The organism is Bradyrhizobium niftali, assembly GCF_004571025.1.
Lineage (GTDB): Bacteria > Pseudomonadota > Alphaproteobacteria > Rhizobiales > Xanthobacteraceae > Bradyrhizobium > Bradyrhizobium niftali.
The window spans coordinates 305814-332312 of record NZ_SPQT01000001.1; the positions used below are offsets into that span (position 1 = coordinate 305814).

At 66.5% G+C, this 26499-nt stretch carries 20 protein-coding genes; 14 read left to right on the forward strand and 6 right to left on the reverse strand.

Annotation, left to right across the window (positions count from 1 at the left end; genetic code table 11):
* Positions 1-118 precede the first annotated feature (118 nt).
* The 13 genes from E4K65_RS01345 to E4K65_RS01405 all read left to right on the forward strand — a co-directional run bounded on the left by E4K65_RS01345 (position 119) and on the right by E4K65_RS01405 (position 17107).
* The gene (locus E4K65_RS01345) at positions 119-793 is read left to right on the forward strand and encodes a response regulator transcription factor (RefSeq protein ID WP_129142992.1); all 675 of its coding nucleotides are present in this window, start codon (positions 119-121) and stop codon (positions 791-793) included.
* A 94-nt stretch (positions 794-887) separates the two neighbouring features.
* Positions 888-2264: a sensor histidine kinase gene (locus E4K65_RS01350; RefSeq protein WP_135172568.1), complete on the forward strand. Its 1377-nt coding sequence runs from the start codon at positions 888-890 to the stop codon at positions 2262-2264.
* A gap of 162 nt (positions 2265-2426) precedes the next feature.
* Positions 2427-3830: a hypothetical protein gene (locus tag E4K65_RS01355; protein WP_135172569.1), complete on the forward strand. Its 1404-nt coding sequence runs from the start codon at positions 2427-2429 to the stop codon at positions 3828-3830.
* Between the two features lie 99 nt (positions 3831-3929).
* The gene (locus tag E4K65_RS01360; protein ID WP_027547242.1) at positions 3930-4199 is read left to right on the forward strand and encodes a hypothetical protein; all 270 of its coding nucleotides are present in this window, start codon (positions 3930-3932) and stop codon (positions 4197-4199) included.
* A 129-nt stretch (positions 4200-4328) separates the two neighbouring features.
* Complete coding sequence (gene ccmI / locus E4K65_RS01365) at positions 4329-5438, forward strand: c-type cytochrome biogenesis protein CcmI (RefSeq protein WP_135172570.1); 1110 nt, start codon at positions 4329-4331, stop codon at positions 5436-5438.
* A 37-nt stretch (positions 5439-5475) separates the two neighbouring features.
* A complete protein-coding gene (gene ccmE / locus E4K65_RS01370) occupies positions 5476-5985 on the forward strand; it encodes a cytochrome c maturation protein CcmE (RefSeq protein ID WP_135172571.1) in 510 nt (169 codons plus the stop codon).
* On the forward strand, positions 5982-7964 hold the full coding sequence (locus E4K65_RS01375; RefSeq protein ID WP_135172572.1) for a heme lyase CcmF/NrfE family subunit: 1983 nt from the start codon (positions 5982-5984) through the stop codon (positions 7962-7964). Before ccmE ends, E4K65_RS01375 begins: the two co-directional genes overlap by 4 nt.
* Positions 7965-7968: 4 nt before the next feature.
* Positions 7969-8451: a cytochrome c-type biogenesis protein gene (locus tag E4K65_RS01380; RefSeq protein ID WP_135172573.1), complete on the forward strand. Its 483-nt coding sequence runs from the start codon at positions 7969-7971 to the stop codon at positions 8449-8451.
* 127 nt (positions 8452-8578) lie between these two features.
* Positions 8579-9922 carry a methyl-accepting chemotaxis protein gene (locus tag E4K65_RS01385; protein WP_135172574.1) on the forward strand — a complete coding sequence of 448 codons (1344 nt, stop codon included), beginning with the start codon at positions 8579-8581 and terminating at the stop codon, positions 9920-9922.
* Positions 9923-10144: 222 nt separating this feature from the next.
* Positions 10145-11725 (forward strand): Do family serine endopeptidase, encoded by a 1581-nt coding sequence (locus E4K65_RS01390; RefSeq protein WP_135172575.1) that lies wholly within the window; start codon positions 10145-10147, stop codon positions 11723-11725.
* A gap of 273 nt (positions 11726-11998) precedes the next feature.
* Positions 11999-12679, forward strand: a complete 681-nt coding sequence (locus tag E4K65_RS01395) for a response regulator transcription factor (RefSeq protein ID WP_035965648.1) — start codon at positions 11999-12001, stop codon at positions 12677-12679.
* The gene (locus E4K65_RS01400) at positions 12663-14123 is read left to right on the forward strand and encodes a sensor histidine kinase (protein WP_135172576.1); all 1461 of its coding nucleotides are present in this window, start codon (positions 12663-12665) and stop codon (positions 14121-14123) included. The genes E4K65_RS01395 and E4K65_RS01400 overlap by 17 nt, the downstream gene beginning before the upstream one ends.
* Complete coding sequence (locus E4K65_RS01405; protein WP_135172577.1) at positions 14120-17107, forward strand: bifunctional [glutamine synthetase] adenylyltransferase/[glutamine synthetase]-adenylyl-L-tyrosine phosphorylase; 2988 nt, start codon at positions 14120-14122, stop codon at positions 17105-17107. Before E4K65_RS01400 ends, E4K65_RS01405 begins: the two co-directional genes overlap by 4 nt.
* Here the strand turns inward: E4K65_RS01405 and E4K65_RS01410 are convergent.
* Genes E4K65_RS01410 through E4K65_RS01430 form a run of 5 tightly spaced genes read right to left on the reverse strand, consistent with a single transcriptional unit; the run spans position 17064 to position 23044 of the window.
* Complete coding sequence (locus E4K65_RS01410) at positions 17064-17297, reverse strand: formate dehydrogenase subunit delta (protein WP_167770434.1); 234 nt, start codon at positions 17295-17297, stop codon at positions 17064-17066. The genes E4K65_RS01405 and E4K65_RS01410 overlap by 44 nt on opposite strands.
* The gene (fdhD, locus tag E4K65_RS01415; RefSeq protein ID WP_135172579.1) at positions 17287-18114 is read right to left on the reverse strand and encodes a formate dehydrogenase accessory sulfurtransferase FdhD; all 828 of its coding nucleotides are present in this window, start codon (positions 18112-18114) and stop codon (positions 17287-17289) included. The genes E4K65_RS01410 and fdhD overlap by 11 nt, the downstream gene beginning before the upstream one ends.
* A gap of 4 nt (positions 18115-18118) precedes the next feature.
* The gene (gene fdhF, locus E4K65_RS01420; RefSeq protein ID WP_135172580.1) at positions 18119-20992 is read right to left on the reverse strand and encodes a formate dehydrogenase subunit alpha; all 2874 of its coding nucleotides are present in this window, start codon (positions 20990-20992) and stop codon (positions 18119-18121) included.
* A gap of 10 nt (positions 20993-21002) precedes the next feature.
* Positions 21003-22559, reverse strand: a complete 1557-nt coding sequence (locus tag E4K65_RS01425) for a formate dehydrogenase beta subunit (protein ID WP_135172581.1) — start codon at positions 22557-22559, stop codon at positions 21003-21005.
* Entirely contained in the window at positions 22556-23044 is a 489-nt protein-coding gene (locus tag E4K65_RS01430; protein WP_027547229.1) for a formate dehydrogenase subunit gamma, read from the reverse strand. The genes E4K65_RS01425 and E4K65_RS01430 overlap by 4 nt, the downstream gene beginning before the upstream one ends.
* 224 nt (positions 23045-23268) lie before the next feature.
* On the opposite strand from E4K65_RS01430, the gene E4K65_RS01435 reads away from it, so the two are divergent.
* A complete protein-coding gene (locus E4K65_RS01435; RefSeq protein ID WP_027547228.1) occupies positions 23269-24162 on the forward strand; it encodes a LysR family transcriptional regulator in 894 nt (297 codons plus the stop codon).
* Positions 24163-24164: 2 nt separating this feature from the next.
* Here the strand turns inward: E4K65_RS01435 and E4K65_RS01440 are convergent, their stop codons facing one another.
* Complete coding sequence (locus E4K65_RS01440; protein WP_135172582.1) at positions 24165-26495, reverse strand: PAS domain-containing sensor histidine kinase; 2331 nt, start codon at positions 26493-26495, stop codon at positions 24165-24167.
* Positions 26496-26499: the final 4 nt, after the last annotated feature.

A 26499-nucleotide genomic window follows, 5' to 3' on the forward strand; every position in this document is an offset into this window, starting at 1 on the left:
GTGACAGGGCGTATATGACCAAAAAGTAACGCGGCCGGTTCCCCGCGTTCATATTCAGTTCACGCCGGAATTGTTCATCTGAGGCTGTCATTCATGCGGCCTATCTTTGGAGAGAAGCGTGCGCCTGCTTGTTGTTGAGGACGACCCCGATCTCAATCGCCAGCTCACCAAGGCGCTGACGGACGCCGGCTATGTCGTCGACCGCGCCTTCGACGGGGAGGAGGGGCACTATCTCGGCGACAACGAGCCGTACGATGCCGTCGTGCTCGACATCGGCCTGCCGAAGAAGGACGGCATCTCGGTGCTGGAGGCTTGGCGCCGCAATGGCCGCACCATGCCGGTCCTGATCCTGACCGCGCGCGACCGTTGGAGCGACAAGGTCCAGGGCTTCGATGCCGGCGCCGACGACTACGTCGCCAAGCCGTTCCACCTGGAGGAGGTGCTGGCGCGCATCCGCGCGCTGCTGCGCCGCTCCACCGGCCATGCCCAGAGCGAACTCAGCTGCGGTCCGGTCACGCTCGACACCAGGACCGGGCGGGTCAGCGTCTCCGGCAATCCCGTCAAGATGACCTCGCACGAATATCGGCTTCTGGCCTACCTGATGCACCATTCCGGGCGCGTCGTGTCCCGCACCGAGCTGGTCGAGCATCTCTACGACCAGGACTTCGACCGCGACTCCAACACTATCGAGGTCTTCGTCGGCCGCATCCGCAAGAAGCTCGACGTCGACATCATCCAGACCGTCCGTGGCCTCGGCTATCTCCTGACCCCGCCGCCCGCTTCGGGCGCTTGAGGCCTTCTCGGACTTGACGGGAGGCCGAACAGGGGCCTTGGTCCGGTCATGACGTCCGCCGCCCTTCCATCCTGCGCCTCCCGGGATCGTTCCGATGGCCGCTAGCTCGCTTGCGACCCGCCTGTTCCTGTCGGCGACGGCATGGCTCGTGGTGATCCTGGCCATCACCGGCGTGGTGCTGTCGTCGGTCTACAAGAACGCGACCGAGCGCGCCTTCGACCGCCGGCTCAATCTCTATCTCCGCACGCTGATCGCGGAGGTCGCGACCCCGGACGAGCCGCCGGACCGTCAGTTCCAGTCGCTCGGCGAGCCCCTGTTCGAGCTGCCGCTGTCCGGCTGGTATTGGCAGATCACGCGCACCGACACCGAAAAGCCGGAGGTGCGCTCCTCGCGCTCGCTCTGGGACAAGAAGCTGCCGAAGCTGGAGGAGCAGGGCGCCGAGCTCACCGCCGCCGGCATCCGGCTCGGCTATGTCGACGGTCCCGAGGGGCAGAACCTGCGGATGGTGGAACGGCCGGTCGATCTCGGCGCCGACGGCAAATATCTGGTCAGCGTCGCCGGCGACGACACCGAGATTTTCGACGAGACGCGCAGCTTCGACTACTATCTCGGCGGCACCTTCACTGCGCTTGGCATCGTGCTGCTCCTGACCACGGTATTCCAGGTCCGCTTCGGCCTCGCGCCGCTCAAGCGCATCTCGGAATCGATCGCCGACATCCGCTCCGGGCGGGCGGAGCGGCTCGAAGGCGAATTCCCGGTCGAGATCGCGCCGCTCGCGCGCGAGACCAACGCGCTGATCGACGCCAATCGCGAGATCGTCGAGCGCGCGCGCACCCATGTCGGCAATCTCGCCCATGCGATCAAGACGCCGCTTTCGGTCATCGTCAACGAGGCCGGCGTACACGCCGCCGATCCGTTCGCGGTCAAGGTGATGGAGCAGGCGGACGTGATGCGCGACCAGGTCGCCCATCACCTGGAGCGGGCGCGCATCGCCGCGCGCGTCTCGGTCGTCGCGACCGTGACCGAGGTGGCGCCCGCCATCGAGGCGCTGCGGCGGACGATGGAGAAGATCCACCGTGACCGCGGCATCATCGTCGAGGCCAAGGCCGATCCGTCGGCAAAATTCCGGGGCGAGCGGCAGGATCTGGAGGAGATGGTCGGCAATCTCGTCGACAATGCCTGCAAATGGGCCGCCTCCCGTGTCTTCATCGAGGTGCTGGTGGAAGCGCCACACCAGGCAGGCGCGGGCCCGCGCCTGCGGATCATCGTCGATGACGATGGCCGCGGCCTGTCGGAGGCGGAGCGCACCCAGGTCTCCCGGCGTGGCCAGCGGCTCGACGAGTCCAAGCCCGGCTCGGGGCTCGGGCTCTCCATCGTGGTCGACCTTGCCGCGCTCTATGGCGGCAACCTCTCCCTCGGCGGCGCGCCGATTGGCGGCTTGCGGGCCGAGTTGGTCCTCCCCGGAATATAATCCTTTGTTCCAACAGGATTTTTTGGCTCAGGAACCGCCGATCCGCAGGCAAATGGGAGGATTCGAGCCAACGTCCTCAACGGCTTCTTAAGGCGCAGTCTCCTATGATCGCGCCCCGGACGCATCCCATGTCCGCCACTTTACCGTGCATTACCCGGGCGCATGAGCCAGACATCGATCGAGCGGCTGAGGGAATATCTCGCGCAGCTCCCGCCGCAGTCGCAGGCGCTGCTGATGCGGGAGTTCGAGCGCGCGCTCGAGCGTGGCCAGGACACGGCCGTGGCGACCCTCGTGCTCGAGCAGCTGCGCAAGATCGTCCGCAAGACGGAAGCCGACGAAACCCCGCCACCGCGCACGGACGACCTGTCGCGCCTCCTGTTCCAGGTGCTGGAACCGTTCCTCGTCGAGGCGGGCGCTCCGATCCGGGTCGGACAGATCCGCCGCTCCTCGCTGCATCCGATCTGGCAATGGCTCGGCCGTGACGGCGCTCCGGACAAGGTGAACGAATTCGAGGCGACGCTGGCGCGCATGCCGGCTGCCGACAGCGCGGGGCAGGTCGAAGCGCTTGCCCAGAAGCTCCAGACGGTGGCGGCGGACGCCATCGTCCAGCTGACCGGACCGGGCGGCGGCGACAAGTCGCGTGCGCTGGCCCGCGTCGGCCCGCCCAACGTGATCGAGGACCTCTATTCGGTCGGGGCGGTGCTCCAGGTCCGGGACGCCATCGCCACCCTGAACGAGAAGCTGCCGCGCTTCCTGCGCGCCTTCGGCGACTCCCAGATCGCTTCGGTGTCGTCAGCGCTCAACATCCCCGTCCTCCAGACGCCGCAGATGCTGCCCTTCGCGCTGTCGATCGTCGTGCAACGCATGACCGCGCCGTGGCAGATCATCCGCCTCGCCATCAAGATTGCCGCATCGGACGACGAGATCCGCGTGGCGGCAACACCCTATGGCGTCGCGGTCACGATCGCACTGCACGATCTGTCCTGCGTAGCCGCGATCCTGCGCATGGACATCAAGCGCGGCCATTTCGACACCGTCGCCGACAATCTCAAGGCGCTGCACGACGGCGTGCGCGGCCTGCGCACAGAGCTCGACCTGCGCAACGATTCCGCCTGGGGCAAGCAGCTGACCTCGATCCGGGCCGATATCTCCAATGCGCTGCAATCCGAGATCGACAGCGTTCCCGGCCGCGTTCGCCGCATCCTGCGCCAACGCCCCGAGAAGGACATTCCGCCGGGCGCGCGGATCGACAGCACCGAGGTGGAGGAAACCGCGGCGCTGATCGATTTCGTCGCGACCTGCCGCAACTACGCCAGCGAGCTCGCGATCAACGAGGTGACACTGCGCACCTATTCCGACCTGCAGCAATATGTCGAGCGCTCGACCGAGCAGCTGGTGCAGTCGCTGCGCGCCGCCGATCACAAGGTCCGCGCCTATCGGCAGCAGCAGGTGCAGGCCGCGATTCGCTTCTGCCAGGTGCTGTTCGGCGATGACTACGCCTCGCTGATGAGCCGCGCCGCGGAGAACGCACTCACGGGCGAGCGCAAATCGTCGCGCGCAAGCTGATCCAAGCGCATATTTTGTGGCCACAATTTGTAGTTGACGCTACCGGTGACGAGCCCTACGGTCCCGATGCAAGTCCGGGGAATTTCTATTTGTGGGCGCATGAAACCCGTTATCAGCTCCATCGAAATCGAGAACCGCGTCATTGTTGCCAAATATCAAAGGCTGATGGTCGGCGCGAAGGTGGTGCTGGTCGAGAAGGTAAGCGGTCGGCAACTGTCTGAAACGGTCACGAGGGTCGCGTCTCCGGTTCCGGTCGGAGCATTGCGCATCAGATTGCCTGACGCCATCGAGCCGGGAACATACTTCCTGAAGGCCTTCAACGGTCACGGCGAGGACGCCGCTCGGAGCGCGGACTTCGAGATCGGCTAAGCCGTTGGATTTTCGCCGTTTCGGGGCTGTGGCCGGTCGCGCCAGATTGATAATTGTCAATTGCCGCATCGTCCGGCCGTGGTGTAAAGCGACCTATGGGCGCGGATAGCGCTGCCGGAAGCTTGCCAGATGACGTTATGGTTCGTGTTCGCGCTGATGACGGTCGCGGCGATTTTCGCCGTGCTCTGGCCGCTCGGCCGCAGCGCGCGCGTGCAAAATCAGGGCAGCGAGGTCGTGGTCTACAAGGACCAGTTGACCGAGATCGAGCGTGACCTTGCCTCGGGACTGATCGCTGCGCCTGAAGCCGCGGCTGCGCGTGTCGAGATCAGCCGCAGGCTGCTCGCTGCCGCCAGCAGCGAGACCGTGTCGGAGCCGACATCGAGCCTCAAATGGCGCCGCACGGCAGCCGTATTGGCGCTTGTCGGTCTGCCGCTCGTTGCGATCGGCGTCTACATGCCGCTCGGCTCACCCCGGCTTCAGGACTTTCCGCTGGCGCAGCGGGAGCGCGGGTCCGGCTCCGGCATGGCGCGATCGCTGGAGAACCTCGTCGTGCAGGTCGAGCAACATCTGGAAAAGAATCCGGCCGACGGACGCGGCTGGAACGTTCTCGCGCCGGTGCTGCAGCGGCTCGGCCGCTTCGACGATGCCGTGCGGGCCTATCGCAACTCGCTCACCTACAATGGTGAGAGCCCGGAGCGCAGATCCGATCTCGGCGAAGCAATCTCGGCCGCTGCGGGCGGCGTGGTGACCGCCGAGGCCAAGACCGAGTTCGAGCGCGCACATGCCCTGGACGCGGACGATCCCAAGGCGAACTACTTCCTCGGTCTCGCCGCCGAGCAGGACGGCCGCAAGGACGAGGCCGCCACCATTTGGCGCGCGCTGCTGGCCAAGGCTCCGGCGGATGCGCCGTGGCGGCCCCTGGTGCAGTCCTCGCTGGCGCGGGTCGGCGGCGGCACGATGCCGGCACTGTCGGACGAGACCATTGCAGCCTCCAAGGACATGAGCGAGGGCGATCGCGGCGCGATGGTCCGCGGCATGGTCGAACGTCTGGCGACGCGCTTGAAGCAGAACGGCGACGATGTCGAGGGCTGGTTGCGCCTGGTGCGCGCTTATCTCGTGATGGGCGATCGCGACAAGGCGGTCGGCGCATCGAGCGATGCCCGTCAAGCGGTCGCCAAGGATGGCGAACGGCTCCGCCAGCTCAACGAAGGCCTCAAAACTCTCGGGCTCGACGGATGACGATGTCAGGACGAGACGAGCGGAGAACGGATACGCCATGACCCGCAAGCAGCGACGCATGACCATCATCGGCGGCTCGCTCGCCGTGCTCGCGCTCGCCGCCGCGCTGGTGCTGAACGCACTTCGCGACTCCATCGTGTTTTTCTCGACCCCGACCATGGTCGCCGAGAAGCACGTTCAGGCCGGCAAGAGGTTTCGTCTCGGCGGCCTGGTGCAGCCGGGCTCGCTCCAGCGTGGCGACAATCTCGCGGTGAGCTTCGAGGTCGCCGACGGCAACGCCAAGCTGCCGGTCGCCTATAAGGGCATCCTGCCCGACCTGTTCCGCGAAGGGCAGGGCGTTGTCGCCGAAGGCGCGCTCGATGCCAACGGCGTGTTCAAGGCCGACACCGTGCTTGCCAAGCACGACGAGACCTATATGCCCAAGGACGTCGCAGATGCCCTGAAGAAGCAGGGGCACTGGAAGGACGATTACGGCGGCAAGGCTTCTGATGGCGCCAAGCCTGCGGCCACGACAGCGCAGGGCAACCCGCAAGGAGCGGTGCGGTGATCGCGGAATCCGGGCATTACGCGCTGGTGCTGGCGCTCGGGCTGGCGCTGATCCAATCCATCGTGCCGCTGATCGGCGCGCGGCTGCGCGACGATGCGCTGATGAACGTCGCGCGCTCCACCGCGCTGGCGCAGTTGCTGTTCGTCGGCGCCTCGTTCGTGGCGCTGGTGATGCTGCATGTGAATTCGGATTTCTCCGTTGCCAACGTCTACGAGAATTCCCACTCCATGAAGCCGCTGCTCTACAAGATCACCGGCGTGTGGGGAAACCATGAAGGCTCGATGCTGCTGTGGGTGTCGATCCTGGCGCTGTTCGGCGGATTGGTCGCTGCGTTCGGCAACAATTTGCCGCTGTCGCTGCGCGCGCATGTGCTCGCCGTGCAGGCCTGGATCGCCAGCGCCTTCTATCTCTTCATCCTGGTGACCTCGAACCCGTTCCTGCGTATCGCCAGCCCGCCGATCGAGGGACGCGATCTCAATCCGGTGCTGCAGGACATCGGTCTCGCCGTGCATCCGCCGATGCTCTATCTCGGCTATGTCGGCTTCTCGATCTCGTTCTCCTTTGCCATCGCGGCTCTGATGGAGGGACGGATCGACGCCGCCTGGGCGCGCTGGGTGCGGCCGTGGACGCTGGTTGCCTGGATCTTCCTGACGCTCGGCATCGCGATGGGCTCCTACTGGGCCTATTACGAGCTCGGCTGGGGCGGCTGGTGGTTCTGGGATCCGGTCGAGAACGCCTCGCTGATGCCGTGGCTTGCCGGCACCGCGCTGCTCCATTCGGCGCTGGTGATGGAGAAGCGCAACGCGCTGAAGGTCTGGACCATCCTGTTGTCGATCCTGACCTTCTCGCTGTCGCTGCTCGGCACCTTCCTGGTGCGGTCCGGCGTCATCACCTCCGTGCATGCCTTTGCCACCGATCCGACCCGCGGCGTGTTCATCCTGCTGATCCTCTGCCTGTTCATCGGCGGCAGCCTGTCATTGTTCGCGGGCCGCGCGACGTCGTTGAAGCAGGGCGGCCTGTTCGCGCCGATCTCGCGCGAGGGCGCTCTGGTGCTGAACAATCTGCTGCTGACCGTCGCCTGCGCGGTCGTGCTGTTCGGCACGCTCTATCCGTTGGCGATGGAGATGCTCGCCGACTTCAAGATGTCGGTCGGCGCGCCGTTCTACAACCTCACCTTCGCACCGCTGTTTACGCTGTTGCTGCTCGCCGTGCCGTTCGGGCCGATGCTGGCGTGGAAGCGCGGCGATCTGCTCGGCGTCACCCAGCGCCTGCTCGCGGCTGGCGTTGCCGGGCTCGTTGTCGTCGCCATCGTCTGGGCCTGGACGCGTGGTGGCAGCGCGCTCGCACCGCTCGCGATCGGCCTTGGCGTCTTCGTCATCGCCGGCGCCGTCACCGATCTGGTCGAGCGGACGGGCCTGGTTCGTCTGCCGTTCGCAACGGTGCTGCACCGGACGCGCGGCCTGCCGCGCTCGGCCTGGGGCTCGGCGTTGGCGCATGCCGGCCTCGGCGTCGCGCTGATCGGGATTGTCTGCGAGACCACCTGGAACAGCGAATACATCGCGACGATGAAGCAGAGCGACGTCGCCCATGTCGCCGGCTACGACGTCAAGCTCGACGGATTGTTTCAGCGTCAGGGCCCGAACTACCGCGAGATGATCGCCGAGTTCAACGTCAGCCGCGACGGTGAGGCGCTGAGCGTCATGACGCCGTCCAAGCGCAGCTTCACCACCCGCGGCTCCTCCACCACGGAGGCAGCGCTCCTGACCCGTGGTGCGAGCCAGCTCTACATCTCGCTGGGCGATGCCAACGCCGAGGGCGCGATTGCCGTGCGCATCTATCACAAGCCGCTGGTGCTGCTGATCTGGTGGGGGCCGGTGCTGATGGCCTTCGGCGGCGTGCTGTCGCTGTCCGACCGCCGCCTGCGGGTCGGCGCGCCAAAACCGGCGCGGGCCAAGCAGCGCCTGCAGCCGGCGGAGTGATCCGATGCGCCGGATGATGGCCGCGTTCGTCGCGCTTGCGCTGCTGGCTTCGCCTGCGGTGCATGCCGTGCAGCCCGACGAGATCATGTCGGATCCGGCGAAGGAGACGCGCGCGCGCGACTTGTCGCGCGAGCTGCGCTGCATGGTCTGCCAGAACCAGTCGATCGACGATTCCGATGCGCCGCTGGCGCGCGACCTGCGGCTCCTGGTGCGCGAGCGCATCGCGGCCGGCGACAGCAACTCGCAGGTGCTCGACTTCCTGGTCGCGCGCTATGGCGAGTTCGTGCTGCTCAAGCCGCGCTTCGAGCGGCAGACCATGCTGCTGTGGTTGCTCGGCCCGCTGCTGCTGACGGGTGGCGGCCTGGCGCTGTGGCTGCAAATCCGGCGTCGCGCGCGAAGCGGTGCAGACCTACCTGCGCCGCCGCTCACGCCGGATGAAGAGGCGCGGCTCGCCGCCTTGATGTCGGACGAGACGAAGCGGTCCTAGCTACGTCAAGTCGTCCCGGCTTACGTAATGATACGTAGGCCGTCTGGCGCTGCGTGTTTCATGCTCTGTTGACCTTTGTCTGGAAGCTTGTCGCGAAATTCGATTCCAGACGTTTGAGTCCTCAGCGATGTTCACGAACAGCAATCTGACGATCCGCTTCCTGGTCGGCGCCGTCGTCGCTGCATTATTGTTCCTGCTGGGCATCGGCGGCGGCACCGGCTTCGTCGCGGTGCTCTATCTCAACAACGAGATCACCAGCCTGTCTTCGGACTTTGCTGCGCTGAGCGGGCCCGCGCGCGATCACGCGATGCAGATCTACCAGCAGGCACAGGCCGCATTCTCCTATTTCCTGATCGCCTGCGGCGTGATCGCGGTCGTCGCCTGCGCGATCTGCCTCACGACCTGGTTTGCCGTGCGCAACGGCATCCTCAGTCCCTTGGCGGCGATCGTGTATGCCATGCGCGAGGTCGCCGACCAGAAGTTCGAAACGCCCGTGCCGGGGCTCGGCGGCACCAACGAGATCGGCCTGCTCGCCGGCGCGCTGGAGGTCTTCAAGACCAATGGGCTCGAACGGCGCCGCCTCACCGAGCGGCAATTGCATGAAGCGCAGCACCAGGCCGAGCGGTCGACATTCCTCGACGACCGGATCAAGCGCTTCAACGATCTCGTCGCCAGCGTCGTCGACAGCGTGGCCTCGTCGGCGGTGCATCTGAAGAGCAATGCCGAGACGCTGTCGCGGACGGCCAACGACACCAGCACCAAGGCGAGTGCGGTGGCGAGCGGAGCAAGCCAGGCCAGCGCCAGCGTCCAGACGGTCGCGGGCTCCGCCGAGGAGATGACGAATTCGATCGGCACGATCAGCCGCCGCGTCACCGATGCGACCCAGCGCGCCGAGGGCGCGGCGGCGCAAGCCGAGAAGAGCCGCGACACCATCCACACGCTGTCGGATGCCGCCGACAAGATCGGCGAGGTCGTGCAGCTCGTGCAGGCGATCGCATCGCAGACCAACCTGCTGGCGCTCAACGCCACCATCGAGGCGGCGCGGGCAGGGGAGGCCGGCAAGGGGTTTGCCGTCGTCGCCTCCGAGGTGAAGAGCCTCGCGCACCAGACCAGCAAGGCGACCGAGGAGATCACCTCCCATGTCGCCAGCATCCAGGGCATCACCGCAGAGACGCGCGAGGCGATCGACGGCATCTCGAAGACGCTGTCCGAGATCTCGTCGATCATGTCCGGCATCGAGGTCGACACCGCCCAGCAGCGCAACGCCACCCAGGACATCTCGCGCAGCGTCCAGGACGCCGCGCGCGGCACGCGCGAGGTGTCCAATCACATCGTCCAGATCACCTCCACCTCCGCCGAAACCGGTCGCATGGCGGCCGAGGCCCGGGATTCCGCCGTCGATCTGTCGCAGCAGGCCGAGACTCTGAAGCGTGAAGTCGACGAGTTCATCGTCAGCGTCAGGGCGAGCTAAGATCGCCAAAAACCTCGCCCCGGGGCCGGTCACCGGAACTCGAATAAGTTCCTGTAAGACCACAACTTTCGGTCTGCGCTAAACTGCCGCATCGGCATCGCCCTTCATTACGAAAGTTTAACCCAGCCGCCAGCGCGCGGTAAGGCGGGAGTCCCCATCTTCAGGTCCGCAAGGTGCTGGCATCCGGCACCAAATCGATTTCAAGGCCCTGGAGATCTCTGCATGACCGAACGTCCCGACCTTTCGAACCTTCCCTCCTACCGGCAGCCGCGCCGGTCGGTCTTCTCCGCGCGCAAGATCGCGCTGATGGCCTCGGTCGTCGCCGGCTTCGGCGCCGCCGTCTACGGCTTCAGCCCGTCGGTGTCGCCGGCCGACCTGTTCTCCAGCCCGGCGCATGCGCAGGTCAACAACGAGGTCCGGAAGGTCGAGCGCCCGGTCGGTTTCGCCGACATTGTCGAGCGCGTGAAGCCGTCGGTGATCTCGGTGAAGGTCAACATCAAGGAGAAGACCGCCAGCAACGATGACGGCGACGATTCCTCCTCGCCGTTCCAGCCGGGCTCGCCGATGGAGCGCTTCTTCCGCCGCTTCGGCGGTCCGGACGGCATCCCCGGTCTGAAGGGCGGTGGTCGTGGCCGCGTCGTGCAGGGCCAGGGCTCCGGCTTCTTCATCTCGGCCGACGGCTTTGCCGTGACCAATAACCACGTGGTCGACGGCGCCGACAAGGTCGAGGTCACCACCGACGACGGCAAGACCTATACCGCCAAGGTGATCGGCACCGATCAGCGCACCGACCTCGCCCTGATCAAGGTCGAGGGCAGCTCGAACTTCCCGTTCGCCAAGCTTGCCGACGCCAAGCCGCGGATCGGCGACTGGGTGCTCGCGGTCGGCAATCCGTTCGGCCTCGGCGGCACCGTGACAGCCGGCATCGTCTCGGCCAGCGGCCGCGACATCGGCAACGGTCCCTATGACGATTTCATCCAGATCGACGCGCCCGTGAACAAGGGCAATTCCGGCGGTCCCGCCTTCGACACCAACGGCGAAGTGATGGGCGTCAACACCGCGATCTACTCGCCCTCCGGCGGCAGCGTCGGCATCGCGTTCTCGATCCCGGCCTCCACCGTGAAGACGGTCGTTGCCCAGCTCAAGGACAAGGGCTCGGTCAGCCGCGGCTGGATCGGTGTGCAGATCCAGCCGGTGACGTCCGACATCGCCGACAGCCTCGGCATGAAGAAGGCCGAAGGCGCGCTGGTGGCGGAGCCGCAGGCGAACGGTCCGGCCGCGAAGGCCGGCATCGAGTCCGGCGACGTGATCACCGCGGTCAACGGCGAATCCGTCAAGGACGCCCGCGAACTCGCCCGCACCATTGGCGGCTTGGCCCCCGGCGCGACTGTGAAGCTCAACGTGCTGCACAAGGGCCAGGACAAGGTCGTGAACCTCACCCTCGGCCAGCTGCCGAACACGGTCGAGGCCAAGGCCGACATCGACAATGACAGCGGCAAGGGTGCGAGCAAGGGCACCGACGTGCCCAAGCTCGGCATGACGGTTGCGCCCGCCAATTCCGTGGCCGGCGCCGGCAAGGAAGGCGTCGTGGTTACCGAAGTTGATCCGAAGAGCGCCGCAGCCGAACGCGGCTTCAAGGAAGGCGACGTGATTCTCGAAGTCGGCGGCAAGAGCGTGAGCACCGCCGGCGATGTCCGCGACGCCATCAACACGGCGCGGACCGACAGCAAGAACAGCGTCCTGATGCGCGTGAAGAGCGGCGGCCAGTCGCGCTTCGTCGCAATTCCCCTCGCCAAGGGGTAACCCTCAGGAGGCCTACGCAATGAAGGGTGTCGCCCGGCATCAGTCGCCCCAGCCGCCGGCGCCCTTCGGGGGAGCAGCGTAACGTTCGCTTCCCCAGTCTACCTTCCGGTGGAATTACGCCCCCCTCCGTCGGAAGGCCTAGGGCGGTGAGGTCCCCCCAGCTTCACCGCCCGCCTTTTTCTCGACCCGAGACTCTCCCACTCGGCTTGCATGCGATTGCCGCTCGCGCCATGTTTAGAGAAGGTGACCTCCTTGACCGCCGCCGAACGCACGATGCGCCTCCTCATCATTGAAGACGACCGCGAATCCGCCGACTACCTCGTGAAGGCGTTTCGCGAAGTCGGACACATTGCCGACCACGCCGCCGACGGCGAGGAGGGCCTCGCCATGGCCGAGAGCGGCGATTACGACGTGCTGGTGGTCGACCGCATGCTGCCCAAGCGCGACGGCCTGTCGCTGATCGGCGCGCTGCGCGACAAGGGCAACACCGCGCCGGTGCTAATTCTCTCCGCGCTCGGGCAGGTCGACGACCGCATCAAGGGCCTGCGCGCCGGCGGCGACGACTATCTGCCCAAGCCCTATTCCTTCGCCGAGCTCCTGGCGCGGGTCGAGGTGCTGTCGCGCCGCCGCGGCGGCCCGGCCGAGGACACGCTCTATCGTGTCGGCGATCTCGAGCTCGACCGGCTCTCCCATCGCGTCGCCCGCGGCAAGGACGAATTGACGCTTCAGCCGCGCGAATTCCGTTTGCTCGAATACCTCATGAAGCATGCGGGCCAGGTGGTGACGCGCACCATGCTGCTGGAGAACGTCTGGGACTATCATTTCGATCCGCAGACCAACGTGATCGACGTGCACATTTCGCGGCTGCGCTCCAAGATCGACAAGGGTTTCGAGCGGCCGCTGCTGCACACGATCCGCGGCGCCGGGTACATGATCCGTGACGGCATTCGGTAAACTCGTCCGCACCACGGCATTCCGGCTGACGCTGGTCTACCTGTTTCTGTTCGCGATGTTCGCGGCCTCGCTGCTGGCCTATTTCGCCTGGAATACGCGCCGGCTGATCACCGAGGAAATCACGCAGACGGTGAATGCGGAGACCTCGGAGATCAACGAGCTCTACGGCCGCCGCGGCTTGCGCGCCCTGGTGCTGGCGATCGAATCCCGGGCGCTGCGGCCCGGCGCCAACCTCTATCTCGTGACCACGCCGACGGGGCAGGCGATCGCCGGCAATGTCGGCTCGCTGGCGCCCGGTGTGATGGCGACGCGCGGCTGGTCGGAAACCGCCTACCGGCGCATCGAGGACGCGGATGACCGCGACCATCGTGCGCTCGTACGCGTCACCGAACTGGAGAACGGCTTCCGGCTCCTGATCGGCCGCGACCTCGCCGAGCGGCGGCGCCTGTTCGGCATCGTCGCCAAGGCCGCGCAATGGTCGATTCTGATCGTGGTCGTGCTCGGGCTCGGCGGCGGCGTCTTCGTCGCGCGCCGGGTACTGAGGCGCATCGACGCGATGAGCGGCACGGCGCATCGCATCATGACCGGCGATCTCAGCGAGCGCCTGCCGGTGGGGCGCAGCGGCGACGAGCTCGACCGCCTCGCCGAAAACCTCAATGCCATGCTGGAGCGCATCGAGGCGCTGATGGCGGGGCTGAAGGAGGTCACCGACAATATCGCCCACGATCTCAAGACGCCGCTGACGCGCTTGCGCAACCGCGCCGAGGAGGCGTTGGCGAAATCCGGCTGCGAGGCCGACTATCGCGCCGCGCTGGAGCGGACCATCGAGGAATCGGACGGGCTGATCCGCACTTTCAACGCGCTGCTGATGATCGCGCGCGCCGAGTCCGGCCAGGCGCGCGGCAATATGGACGATTTCGATGCCGCCGAAGTCGCAGGCGGCATCCACGAGCTCTACGAGCCCCTGGCTGAAGACGACGGCATGACCTTGAAGGTCAAATGCGAGCCGACGCCGGTTCACGCCAACCGCGAATTGATCAGCCAGGCGCTCGCCAATCTGGTCGAGAACGCGATCAAATACGGCAAGCCGGTCGCGCAGACCGGTGGAACCGTGGTCAGCATGGACTCTGGGCAGATCCTCATCGAGGCCAGGCGCGAGGGCGACCAGGTGCTGCTCAGCGTCACCGATCGCGGCCCCGGTATTCCCGAAGCCGATCGCAAGCACGTCGTCGAACGATTCGTGCGGCTGGAGGCCAGCCGCACGCAGCCGGGCTCCGGCCTCGGCCTCAGCCTCGCCGCCGCGGTTGCCACATTGCATGGCGGAGAATTGCGATTGGGCGATGCCCATCCCGGCCTCGTCGCCACGCTGGTGCTGCCGGCGCGTGTGGGCGCGGGCGACAGGGTTGCTCCTCCAATACCGGATGTGCCACAGAAGGTGGCATGAACCACTCCGCGCCGGGAAACGCGGACAAGCATGGTGAGAGCCTGGCCGCGCGCTTCGTGGAGGCTCCCCATATTGCCGCTTCCACAACCGACGAACGACGTTTCGAAGACTGGCTGGCCGCGCTCGAGCCGGCGCAATCGGCTCGTCTCGAAGCGCTGCTGGTTCATCCCTTCGCCCGGAATATCCTCGCCGGCATCGCGGAATTCTCGCCCTATCTGTTCGATCTGGTGCGCGCCGATCCGCTGCGCCTGATCCGGCTGCTGGAATCCGATCCGGATATTCATCTCGCCGCACTGGTCGCGGAGGCGAGAGGTGCGGTGCTCGCGGCACCTGACGAGGCCGAGGTGATGCGGCTGCTTCGCCGCATGAAGGCGGAGGCGGCGCTTCTGACCGCGTTGTGCGACATCGGCGGGGTCTGGCCGGTGATGCGGGTGACGGCGGCGCTGACCGATGTCGCGGTCTCCTCCGTGCAGGCGGCGCTTCAGTACCTGCTGCGGCAGGAAGCCGCACGTGGAAAACTATTCCCGCCCAATCCCGAGGCACCGGAAGAGGGCAGCGGCCTGATCGTGCTCGCGATGGGCAAGATGGGTGCGGGCGAGCTGAACTATTCCAGCGACATCGACCTCATCGTGTTCTTCGATCCTGACGCCACGACGCTGGCGCCGGATATCGAGCCGCAGCCGTTCTTCGTCCGCGTGACGCAAGGCATGGCGCGCATTCTCCAGCAGCGCACCTATGACGGCTACGTCTTCCGCGTCGATCTGCGGCTGCGCCCCGATCCGTCCTCGACGCAGGTGGCGATCTCACGGGACGCCGCGCTGCATTACTACGAGCGGGAAGGGCGCACCTGGGAGCGCGCCGCGATGATCAAGGCGCGCGCCTGTGCCGGCGATGCCAGGGCAGGCGAGGCGCTGCTCGCCGAGATCGCCCCCTTCGTCTGGCGCAAGCATCTCGATTTCGCCGCGCTTGCCGACGTGCACGACATGAAGCGGCAGATGCAGACCTATCGCGGCCAGAGCGAGGTCGCGGTCGAAGGCCACAACGTCAAGGTCGGTCGCGGCGGCATCCGTGAGATCGAGTTTTTCGCGCAGACCCAGCAGCTGATCGCCGGCGGCCGTCATCCGCAATTGCGGGTGCGGCCGACGCTCGCCGCGCTCGATGTGCTTGCCGCCAGCAAATGGATCACCCTCGCGGCGCGTGACGAGCTCACCAGGGCGTACGAGTTCCTCCGCCGGGTCGAGCATCGCCTCCAGATGATCGCGGACGAGCAGACCCATGCGCTGCCCGACGACAAGGAGGCGGTCGGGCGCTTTGCGCGGTTCTTCGGCTATCCGGATCGCGAGGCCTTTGCCCGCGATCTGCTGCGGCAGCTCGAGATCGTGCAGGGGCACTACGAGAAGCTGTTCGAGGGCGACGATCCGACCGGCACGGCAAAGCTGCCGGCGCTCGACTACAGTGCAGGTCCCGACGATCCGCGCCTGCTCCAGCACCTGACGACGCTCGGCTTCAAGAAGCCCGCCGCCGTGGCACAGACGGTGCGCGACTGGATCACGGGCGACTATCGCGTATTCCGCAATGAGGCGACACGAAGCGCCTTCATCGAATTCGTGCCGGCCCTGATCGACGGCCTCGCCCACGCCGAGGAGCCGGACCGCGCCGTTGTGGCGTTCGATCATTTCCTTGGGGCGCTCCAGCGTGGCGGCCGGCTGATCACGCTGCTTGGCCAGAACCGCGATCTCGTCGCGCTCGTGGCGCTGGTGCTGGGCGCGGCGCCGCGGCTCGGCGAGATGCTGGCGCGGCAGCCGCAGCTCATGGACGGGCTGATCGATCCGCGCTTCTTCGGCGCGATGCCGGACAGGCGGGAATTGTCGGGGCGGCTCGCTGCCACCGTGCAGGATGCCGCCTCATATGAGGAGTTCCTGGATCGCCTGCGCCTGTTCGGGCAGGAGAGCCTGTTCCTGATCGGCACGCGTATCCTCTCCGGCACGGTCTCGGCGCAGCAGGCGAGCACGGCCTTTGCCGACGTCGCCGAAGGAATCGTCCACACCGTGCATGGTCTCGTCGCCGATCGTTTTGCCGCCCAGCACGGCCGGATCGAGGGGCAGGAGACGGCGATCATCGCGATGGGCCGGCTCGGCAGCCGCGAAATGACCGCCTCGTCCGATCTCGACCTGATCCTGCTCTACGATTTCGACAGCGAGAATCCGGACTCGGATGGGCCGAAGTCGCTTCAAGGCGCGCATTATTTCGCCCGCTTCACCCAGCGCCTGATCAGCGCCTTCACGACGCGCACCAATTACGGCGTGCTCTATGAGATCGACATGCGGCTGCGCCCGTCGGGGCGCGCCGGCCCGGTGGCCTCGAGCCTCGCCTCCTTCGCGGATTACCAGGCCAACGAGGCCTGGACTTGGGAGCACATGGCGCTGACGCGTGCGCGCGTGGTGTCGGCTTCGCCTGAATTCGGCGACCGGATCGCGCGCGTCATCCGCGATGTCCTGACCCGCCGCCGCGACCCTGCGATCATCGCCAACGACGTCGCCGACATGCGGCGCGCGATCGGCCAGGAGAAAGGCGAGACCGACTATTGGGATCTCAAATACGCCGCCGGCGGCATGATCGACATCGACTTCATCGCGCAATATCTCCAGCTCGTGCATGCCCATCATAAGCCGGATATCCTCGACGTCAGCACGCTTCAGGTGCTGGACAATGCGGCGAGGCTCGGCGTGCTGCCGCAGTCGGAGGCCGAGATCCTGCGTGCCGCAGCGCGGCTCTATTACGACCTGACCCAGATCCTGCGGCTCTGCGTCAGCGACGGCTTCAAGCCGGAAACCGCCGGCACCGATCTACAACGCGTGATGGCGCGCGCCGGCGATGCGCCGGACTTCTCGTCGCTGGAGGCGCGTGTGAAGGAGACGCAGAGCGAGGTGCGGCGCGTGTTCAGGACGCTGTTGGAAGCGACGTCGCCTGCTTCAGCGAGGTGATGGCCTCGCGCACGTTCGGCTCCAGGCCAGCGCCGCCCGTGTCGAGATGGGCGAAGATCGCGCGCTTCATCCGGGGATCCCAGAACTTCTTGATGTGCTCGGCGATTCCCGGCACGGCCTTGTCGTGGCCTTGGCTCTGGAAGAACCTGCCGATCTGGTTGGCCATGTAGATCAGGCGGTCAGGCGACATCGGCAACCTCCGTGGCATGGCAGGCGACGATGCGGCCGCCATGCGTGAACACTTCGAACCCGTCTTGCCGGGCAATGGCGATCAGCGTGATGCCGGCGGCCTCGGCCGTGCGGACCGCGAGCGCGGTCGGCGCGGAGACCGCAACCATCAGCGGCGCGCCGATCGCGGCGGTCTTCTGCACCATCTCGACCGAGACGCGGCTCGTCAGCAGCACCATGCCGCCGCGCGCATCCGTGCGGCTCCGCGCCAGCGCACCTGCGAGCTTGTCCAGCGCGTTGTGGCGGCCGACATCCTCGCGCAACGCGACGATGTTGCCGGCAGGGGACCAGAACGCGGCGGCGTGAACGGCGCGGGTTTGCATGTTGATCGATTGGAGCGGCGCGATGGCCTGCATCGCCGTCATGATCTGCTCGGGCGTGAAGGTCTGCCCGTGCGGCACGACGGCCGCGGGCCGTACGGCTTCGGCAATGGACTCGATGCCGCAGATGCCGCAGCCGGTCGGGCCGGCGATATGACGCCGCCGTTCGCTGATGCGCGCGGCCTCGTCCGGCGCAAGCCACATGCGCAACTCGATCCCGTCGTCGAGGCGGACGATTTCGAGCGAGCGGATGTCGTCGACCGATCCGACGATGCCTTCGCTGAGGCTGAAGCCGACGGCGAAGTCTTCGAGGTTCTGCGGCGTCCCCATCATGACGGCATAGGTGCCGCCATTATAGGTCAGCGCCAGCGGCGTCTCCTCCGGGATCAGCCGCGTCCCCTCCGACGCCACGCCGTTGCGCCAGATCTCGCGGTCGATAGCCTGAACCGGCACGTGCATGCGGTTACTCCGCGGCTTCGGCAGGCGCGATGCGGCGGGAGTGTCGCGCCTGCGCATCATAGGACTTCTGCCAGTCGGACGGGCCGTTCGACGGCGAAATCTGCACCGCCGTGACCTTGTATTCGGGACAGTTGGTGGCCCAGTCCGAATACTCCGTCGTGATGACGTTGGCCTGCGTGTCCGGGTGGTGGAAGGTGGTGTAGACGACGCCCGGCGCGACGCGATCGGTGATCTCCGCGCGCAGCGTGGTCTCGCCGGCGCGGCTCTTCAACCGTACCCAGTCGCCGTCGCGCACGCCGCGCTGCTCGGCATCGTGCGGGTGGATCTCCAGCCGATCCTCGGCATGCCAGACCACGTTCTCAGTGCGCCGGGTCTGCGCGCCGACATTGTACTGGCTGAGGATGCGCCCCGTCGTGAGCAGCAGCGGGAAGCGCGGGCCGGTACGCTCGTCGGTCGCGACATATTCGGTGACGATGAACTTGCCCTTGCCGCGGACGAAGCCGTCGATATGCATCACCGGCGTGCCCTCGGGAGCCTTCTCGTTGCACGGCCACTGTACCGAGCCGAGCTCGTCGAGCTTGGCGTAGGAGACGCCGGTGAAGGTCGGCGTCAATGCCGCGATCTCGTCCATGATCTCGGACGGGTGGCCGTAGTTCATCTCGAAGCCCATCGCCTTGGCAAGGCCGATGGTGACCTCCCAGTCGGCCATGCCGTTCTTCGGCGTCATCACCTTGCGCACGCGCTGGATGCGGCGTTCGGCGTTGGTGAAGGTGCCGTCCTTCTCGAGGAAGCTCGAGCCGGGCAGGAAGACATGGGCGTAGTTCGCGGTCTCGTTCAGGAAGAGGTCGTGAACGATGACGCATTCCATCGACGACAGCGCCGCCACGACGTGCTTGGTGTTGGGATCGGACTGGAGGATGTCCTCGCCCTGCACGTAGATGCCCATGAACGTGCCCTCGATCGCGGCATCGAACATGTTGGGGATGCGCAGGCCCGGCTCGGGGTTGAGCTTGACGTTCCAGAGCGCCTCGAACTGGTCGCGCACGGCATCGCCCGAGATGTGGCGGTAGCCCGGCAGCTCATGCGGGAACGAGCCCATGTCGCAGGAGCCCTGCACGTTGTTCTGGCCGCGCAGCGGGTTCACGCCGACGCCGGGACGACCGATATTGCCGGTCGCCATCGCAAGGTTGGCGATCGCGATCACCGTGGTCGAACCCTGGCTGTGCTCGGTGACGCCGAGGCCGTAATAGATCGCCCCGTTGCCGCCGGTGGCGTAGATGCGGGCGGCTTCGCGCAGCGCCTTGGGGTCCACGCCGGTGAGGATCGCCGTTGCCTCCGGGCTGTTGTTCGGCTGGGCGACGAAGGCGGCCCATTCCTCGAACTCGGTCCAGTCGCAGCGCTCGCGCACGAAGGCTTCGTCGACGAGGCCCTCGGTGACGATGACATGCGCCAGCGCGGTGACGACCGCGACATTGGTGCCGGGCATCAGCGGCAGATGCAGCGCCTTCACATGCGGCGATTCCACCATCTCGGTGCGGCGCGGATCGATCACGATCAGCTTGGCACCCTGGCGCAGCCGCTTCTTCAGGCGCGAGGCGAAGACGGGGTGGGCGGAGGCCGGATTGGCGCCGATGATGACGGCGACGTCGGTGTTCTCCACGGAGTCGAAGTCCTGGGTGCCGGCCGAGGTGCCGAAGGTCTGCGACAGGCCATAGCCGGTCGGCGAATGGCAGACGCGGGCGCAGGTGTCGACATTGTTGTTGCCGAAGCCGGCCCGGATCAGCTTCTGCACCAGATAGGTTTCTTCGTTGGTGCAGCGCGACGAGGTGATGCCGCCGATGGCGTCGCGACCGTACTTCTTCTGGATGCCGCGCATCCTGGCAGCGGCGAAGGAGAATGCCTCATCCCAGGACACCTCGCGCCAGGGATCCTCGATCCGTTCGCGGATCATCGGCTTGAGGATGCGTTCCTTGTGGTTGGTGTAGCCCCAGGCGAAGCGGCCCTTGACGCAGGAATGGCCGCGATTGGCCTTGCCGTCCTTGTACGGCACCATGCGCACGACTTCCTCGCCGCGCATCTCCGCCTTGAAGGCGCAGCCGACGCCGCAATAGGCGCAGGTGGTCACGACCGAATGCTCGGGCTGGCCGATCTCGATCACCGACTTCTCCGTCAGTGTCGCGGTCGGGCAGGCCTGCACGCAGGCGCCGCAGGAGACGCATTCGGAGCCGAGGAAGCTTTCGCTCATGCCGGGCGAGACGCGGCTGTCGAAGCCGCGGCCGGAGATGGTCAGCGCGAAGGTTCCTTGCACCTCCTCGCAGGCGCGGACGCAGCGCGAGCAGACGATGCACTTGGAGGGATCGTAGGTGAAGTAGGGGTTGGACTCGTCCTTCGGCATCCAGTTGTCGTTGGTGCAGCCATCCGTCTTGGCGAAGACGTGGTTCTCACCCTCGTAGCCGTAGCGCACGTCGCGCAGGCCGACGGCGCCGGCCATGTCCTGCAACTCGCAATCGCCGTTGGCGCCGCAGGTGAGGCAGTCGAGCGGATGGTCGGAGATGTAGAGCTCCATCACGCCCTTGCGCAGCTTCTTCAGCCGGTCGGTCTGGGTGTGCACGACGAGGCCCGGCATCACCGGCGTGGTGCAGGAGGCCGGCGTGCCGGCGCGGCCCTCGATCTCGACGAGGCAGAGGCGACACGAGCCGAATGCGTCGACCATGTCGGTCGCGCAGAGCTTCGGGATCTGGTGACCGGCCTCCATCGCCGCGCGCATGATCGAGGTGCCCTCGGGCACCGAGATCTCCTTGCCGTCGATGGTCAGCGTCACCATCGTTTCCGATTTGGCGCGCGGCGTGCCGAAGTCGATTTCTTCGATCAGAGACATTGTCGTTCTCCTATTCCGCGGCCTGAAGCGTGGTCGGCGCCGGGACGAAGTCTTCCCGGAAGTGCTTCAATGCGCTGAGCACCGGGTAGGGCGTGAAGCCGCCGAGCGCGCAGAGCGAGCCGAATTTCATGGTGTTGCAGAGGTCTTCGACGAGCGCGAGGTTTTCGCTGACGCGCTCGCCGTTGATGATCTTCTCGATGGTTTCGACGCCGCGGGTCGAGCCGATGCGGCAGGGCGTGCACTTGCCGCAGGATTCGACGGCGCAGAACTCCATCGCGAAGCGCGCCTGCCTGCGCATGTCGACGCTGTCGTCGAACACGACGATGCCGCCATGGCCGATCAGCCCGTCACGTGCGGCGAAGGCCTCGTAGTCGAACGGGGTGTCGAACAGGGCGCGGGGGAAATAGGCGCCAAGGGGCCCGCCGACCTGCACCGCACGGACCGGGCGGCCCGTGAACGTGCCGCCGCCGATATCGTCGACAAGCTCGCCCAGCGTCACGCCGAACGCGGTCTCATACAGGCCGCCATAGCGGACATTGCCGGCGAGCTGGATCGGCATCGTGCCGCGCGAGCGGCCCATGCCGAAATCGGCATAGGCCTTGGCGCCTTCGGCGAGGATGAAGGGGATCGCCGCGAACGACAGCACGTTGTTGATCACGGTCGGCTTGCCGAACAGGCCGTGATGGGCCGGCAGCGGCGGCTTGGCGCGCACGATGCCGCGGCGGCCTTCGAGGCTCTCCAGCAGCGACGTTTCCTCGCCGCAGACATAGGCGCCGGCGCCGACGCGGACTTCGAGGTCGAAGCTGTAGGTCGAGCCGCCGATCTTGTCGCCGAGATAGCCGCCGCCCTTCGCAGCCTTGATGGCGGCATTCATCGCCTCGACCGCGTGCGGATATTCGCTGCGGATGTAGATGTAGCCCTTGGTTGCGCCGACGGTGATGCCGGCGGTGGTCATGCCCTCGATCACCAGGAACGGATCGCCTTCCATGATCATGCGGTCGGCGAAGGTCCCGCTGTCGCCTTCGTCGGCGTTGCAGACGATGAACTTGCGGTCGGCCTTGGCCTGGGCAACCGTCTTCCACTTGATGCCGGTCGGAAAGCCCGCGCCGCCGCGGCCGCGCAGGCCCGATGCGGTGACCTCGGTGAGGATCGCGTCCGAGCCGAGCGACAGTGCGCGCAGCAGGCCCTTGTAGCCGCCATGGGCACGATAGTCGTCGAGCGAGCGCGGATCGACCACGCCGCAGCGGGCGAAGGTGAGGCGGGTCTGGCGCTTCAGCCAGGGAATCTCGTCGGTCGCCCCCAACCGCAGCAGATGCGGCGTATTGCCGGCGAGCGCGTCGAGCAGGGAGGGCACATCGGTCTCGGTGACCGGGCCGAACGCAATCCGGCCCTGCGGCGTCGCGACCTCGACCAGCGGCTCCAGCCAGTACATGCCGCGCGAGCCGGTCCTGACGATCTCGACGGCGACACCACGCTTGGCCGCGGCCTGTTCCAGCGCCAGTGCAACCTCATCGGCGCCGACGGCGACCGCACCCGCATCGCGTGAGACGAAGAGACGCATGCTCATCGCTGCGCCTCCGCAACCAGCGCATCGAGGCGCTTCTCGTCGAGCCGGCCGACGAGGCGGCCGTCGAGCATCGCCGACGGCGCAGTCGCGCACAGGCCGAGGCAGTAGATCGGCTCCAGCGTGACGCGGTCATCGGCCGTCGTGTTGCCGAGCGACACGCCGAGCCTGGCCTCGGCACGCGCCGCCAGCGCATCGCCGCCCGCAGCCTGGCAGGCCTCGGCGCGGCAAAGCTTCAGCACGTGGCGGCCGGCCGGCTTGTGCCTGAAATCATGATAGAACGTGAACACGCCATGCACCTCGGCGCGCGACAGATTGAGCGCCTGCGCCACCATGGGAATGGCTGCCTCCGGCACGTAGCCGAACGCCTCTTGAAGGGCGTGCAGAATGACCAGCGTCGCGCCCTCCTGCCTTGCATGTTCGGCGATGATCTCGGCGCCGCGCGTCTCGTTCCAAGGCTCGTAACAAGGCTCGTAAACCGCTGTCATTCTTCGTTCTCAAATTGAGCGTTCCTGCCTCGCAAACTATTTGGAATCATTCGAAGATCAATAAAGCTGTCTCATGCTGCGATTGCGAATTCAGATCGATTGGCAGATGCAATCGATCGATTTGGAAACGCAATTAATCGTATTTCGCCTGCCGGTTTTTCCGTGTTGGCAAGGACCTGCCGTGCTAGCTTGCATGCCACGACAGAATTCGAGGGGGCGTCCGGTTGATCGACAAGCTTGAACTGCTGCTGGCGCTGGCGAAGGAACGGCATTTCGGACGCGCGGCGGAAGCCTGCGGGGTCACCCAGCCGACGATGTCGACCGGGCTCAAGCAGCTCGAGGAGATCCTCGGCGTGATGCTGGTCCAGCGTGGCTCCCGCTTCCAGGGCTTTACGCCGGAAGGCGAGCGGGCGCTGGACTGGGCGCGGCGGATCGTGGGCGATGCCCGCGCGATGCGCCAGGAGATCAACTCGCTGAAGGAGAAGCTCTCGGGCGAGATTCGCATCGCGGCGATCCCGACTGTGCTCGGCATGGTGGCCGCGCTGACGACGCCGTTTCGCGCCAGGCATCCCGAGGTGCGCTTCCGCATCCAGTCCACGACCTCATCGGAGGTGCTGGGCCTGCTCGAAAATCTCGAGGTGGACGCGGGGCTGACCTATATCGAGAACGAGCCGATCGGGAAGGTGCGCACCATTCCGCTCTACAACGAGAGCTATCGTCTCCTCACCGCGCCGGATGCGATGTTCGGTGATCGCGAGACGGTGACCTGGACCGAGGTCGGGCAGGTGCCGTTGTGCCTGCTCACGCCCGACATGCAGAATCGCCGCATCATCGACCGCGCGCTGCGCTCGGTCGGCGCGGAGGCGACCCCGACGCTGACATCGAACTCGCTGCTCGTGCTGTTCACGCATGTGAAGACGGGACGCTGGGCGAGCGTGATGCCGGCCAAGCTCGCCGAGACGCTTGGCCTGTCCGATACCGTGCGTTCGATCCCGATCGTCGACCCCGAGGTCAATTACAGCATCGGCATGGTGATCCCGCAGCGCGATCCGATGACGCCGCTGATCGCGGCGCTGGTCAATGTCGCGCGTGAAGTCGCGCCGACGCTGCAATTGTAGCTTCAAGCCGCGGCCGATATCCCGGACGCCGCCTTGATCGCGTCGCGCGGCAGCGTCACGCGGACGACGGTGCCGACATCGATCTTCGAGCGCAGCCGCATCGAGCCGCCGTGGAGCTGCGCCAGCGAGCGGGCGATGGCGAGGCCCAGCCCCGAGCCGTGATAGGTCTTCGTGAGCTGGCTCTCGACCTGCTCGAACGGGCGTCCGAGCCGCGCCAGGGAGTGCGGGGCGATCCCGATGCCGGTGTCGGCGATCATCAGCACGATCCGGTCGTCGAGCAGCCGGCTGCGCACCACGATGCGGCCGCCGTCGGGCGTGAACTTCACCGCGTTCGAGAGCAGGTTGACGATGATCTGCTTGGTGGCGCGGCGGTCGGCGACGACGGAGATCGATTTCGCGATGTCGGCATCGAGCGTCAGCTGCTTGTCCTGCGCGCGGCCGGAGACGACGCGCAGGGATTCCGCGAGCGTCCGCGCAAGATCGAGCTCTTCCATGTCGAGCTTCATGCGGCCGGCCTCGATCTTGGACATGTCGAGGATGTCGTTGATGACCTCGAGGAGGTAGTGGCCGCTGGTCAGGATGTCCTGGCAGTATTCCTGGTACTTCTCGCTGCCGAGCTCGCCGAACAGGCCCGAGCCCATGATCTCGGAGAAGCCGATGATGGCGTTGAGCGGCGTGCGCAGCTCATGGCTCATATTGGCGAGGAATTTCGACTTGGTCTGGTTGGCTTCCTCGGCGCGGGTCTTCTCGCGCTGGTACTTTTCCGCAAGATCCGCAAGCTCGTTGGTCTGGCGCTCGAGCGCGGCCTGCGAGCGCTTCAGGTCGATGACGGTGGCGCGCAGGCGCAGATCGTTGTCGACGAGCTTCTGCTCGTGCTCCTTGATGCGGGTGATGTCGGTGCCGACCGAGACGTAGCCGCCGTCCTTGGTGCGGCGCTCGCTGATGTGCAGCCAGCTGCCGTCGTCGAGCTGCGCCTCGAAGGTGCGCGCGCCCGGGCCCTGGCTCGCCGTCTCGTTGTGACGGGTGCGCACCTCCGGCATGCGGCCGACCTCGAGCACGGTCTCGTAGGAGGTGCCGGGAATGACGGCGCTGTCGGGCAGCTTGTGCAGGCGCTGGAAGTGCGAGTTGCAGAGCACGAGGCGGTCGCTCGCGTCCCACAGCACGAAGGCCTCCGGAATGGTCTCGATGGCGTCGCGCAGGCGCAAATCGGCTTCCACCGTCCGCTCGGCAAGGCTCTTCTGCTCGGTGATGTCGACGGCGATTCCGATCAGGTGAACGCTGGAGTCGGTCGCGCCGCTCGTCTTCTCGCAGCGGACGCGGAGCCAGATCCAGTGGCCGTCGACGTGCTGCATGCGGAAGGTCTGGTCGATGTGGTCGATCTTCTCGGAGATGAGCTGGTCGGCGATCTCGAACAGGTCGATGTCGTCCGACTTCACCAGCGCGTTGACCTCGCCGAAGGTGAGGAGCTCGTTGCGGCCGTCGAGGCCCAGCATCGAGAACATCGACTGCGACCAGAAGATCCGGCCGCGCGACAGGTCCCAGTCCCAAAGGCCGCAGCGGCCGCGGTTGAGCGCGGTGTCGATGCGGCCGCGCACCGCGTCGTTGATGAGATCGCCCTCGCGAGCGCGGGTCGACTGCCAGTGGAAGGCGAAGCCGAGGATCAGGACGACGAAGCCGGTGGTGGCCGACAGCGTCACCGAGAGCGCGGCGTCCGAGCCCCAGATCGGCTCGTTGCGCTCCTGGATCACGGTGACGAAGCCGGGCAGCGACTTGATCTGCCGCGAGGTCGCCATCGCGGCGTTGCCGTTCGGCAGCGTCATGTCGGAGATGTTGCCGTCGCGCGGCGGCGCCGCGAGCAGCTGCGCCGTGGTGATGGAATCGAGCAGGCGGTCGTTGCCCGAGGAATCGCTGTCGATGGGAATGCGGGCGAGGATGCGGCGGTCGACGCCGGCCGAGGTGACGATGACATGGCGGCCCGTGGCCGTGCCCCAGGACGGAATGAGGTCGGGCAGCAGCGCCGGCAGGCTCTCGATGTTCTTCAGCCGTTCCTGCCGCGAGGAGGTGAGGCGGTCGATGCGCTCGGCGAGCAGATCGGCGAGTGCCGAGATGTCATGGCGCATCACCAGCCGCTTCTGGCGCGTCTGGTCGACGACCTGCACGAACGCGCCGAGGCAGATCGTGATCAGGAACGCGATGATGAGCGTCGGCACGGCGCGACGCAGCGCCGGTTCCGCGATCAGCAGCCGGTGATAGGCAGGTTTCGCGATCGATTGCGCCAATCCTTTGATCGAATCGGATTGGACGCACGCGTTCGCGGCGTCTGCACGCGACATGCCT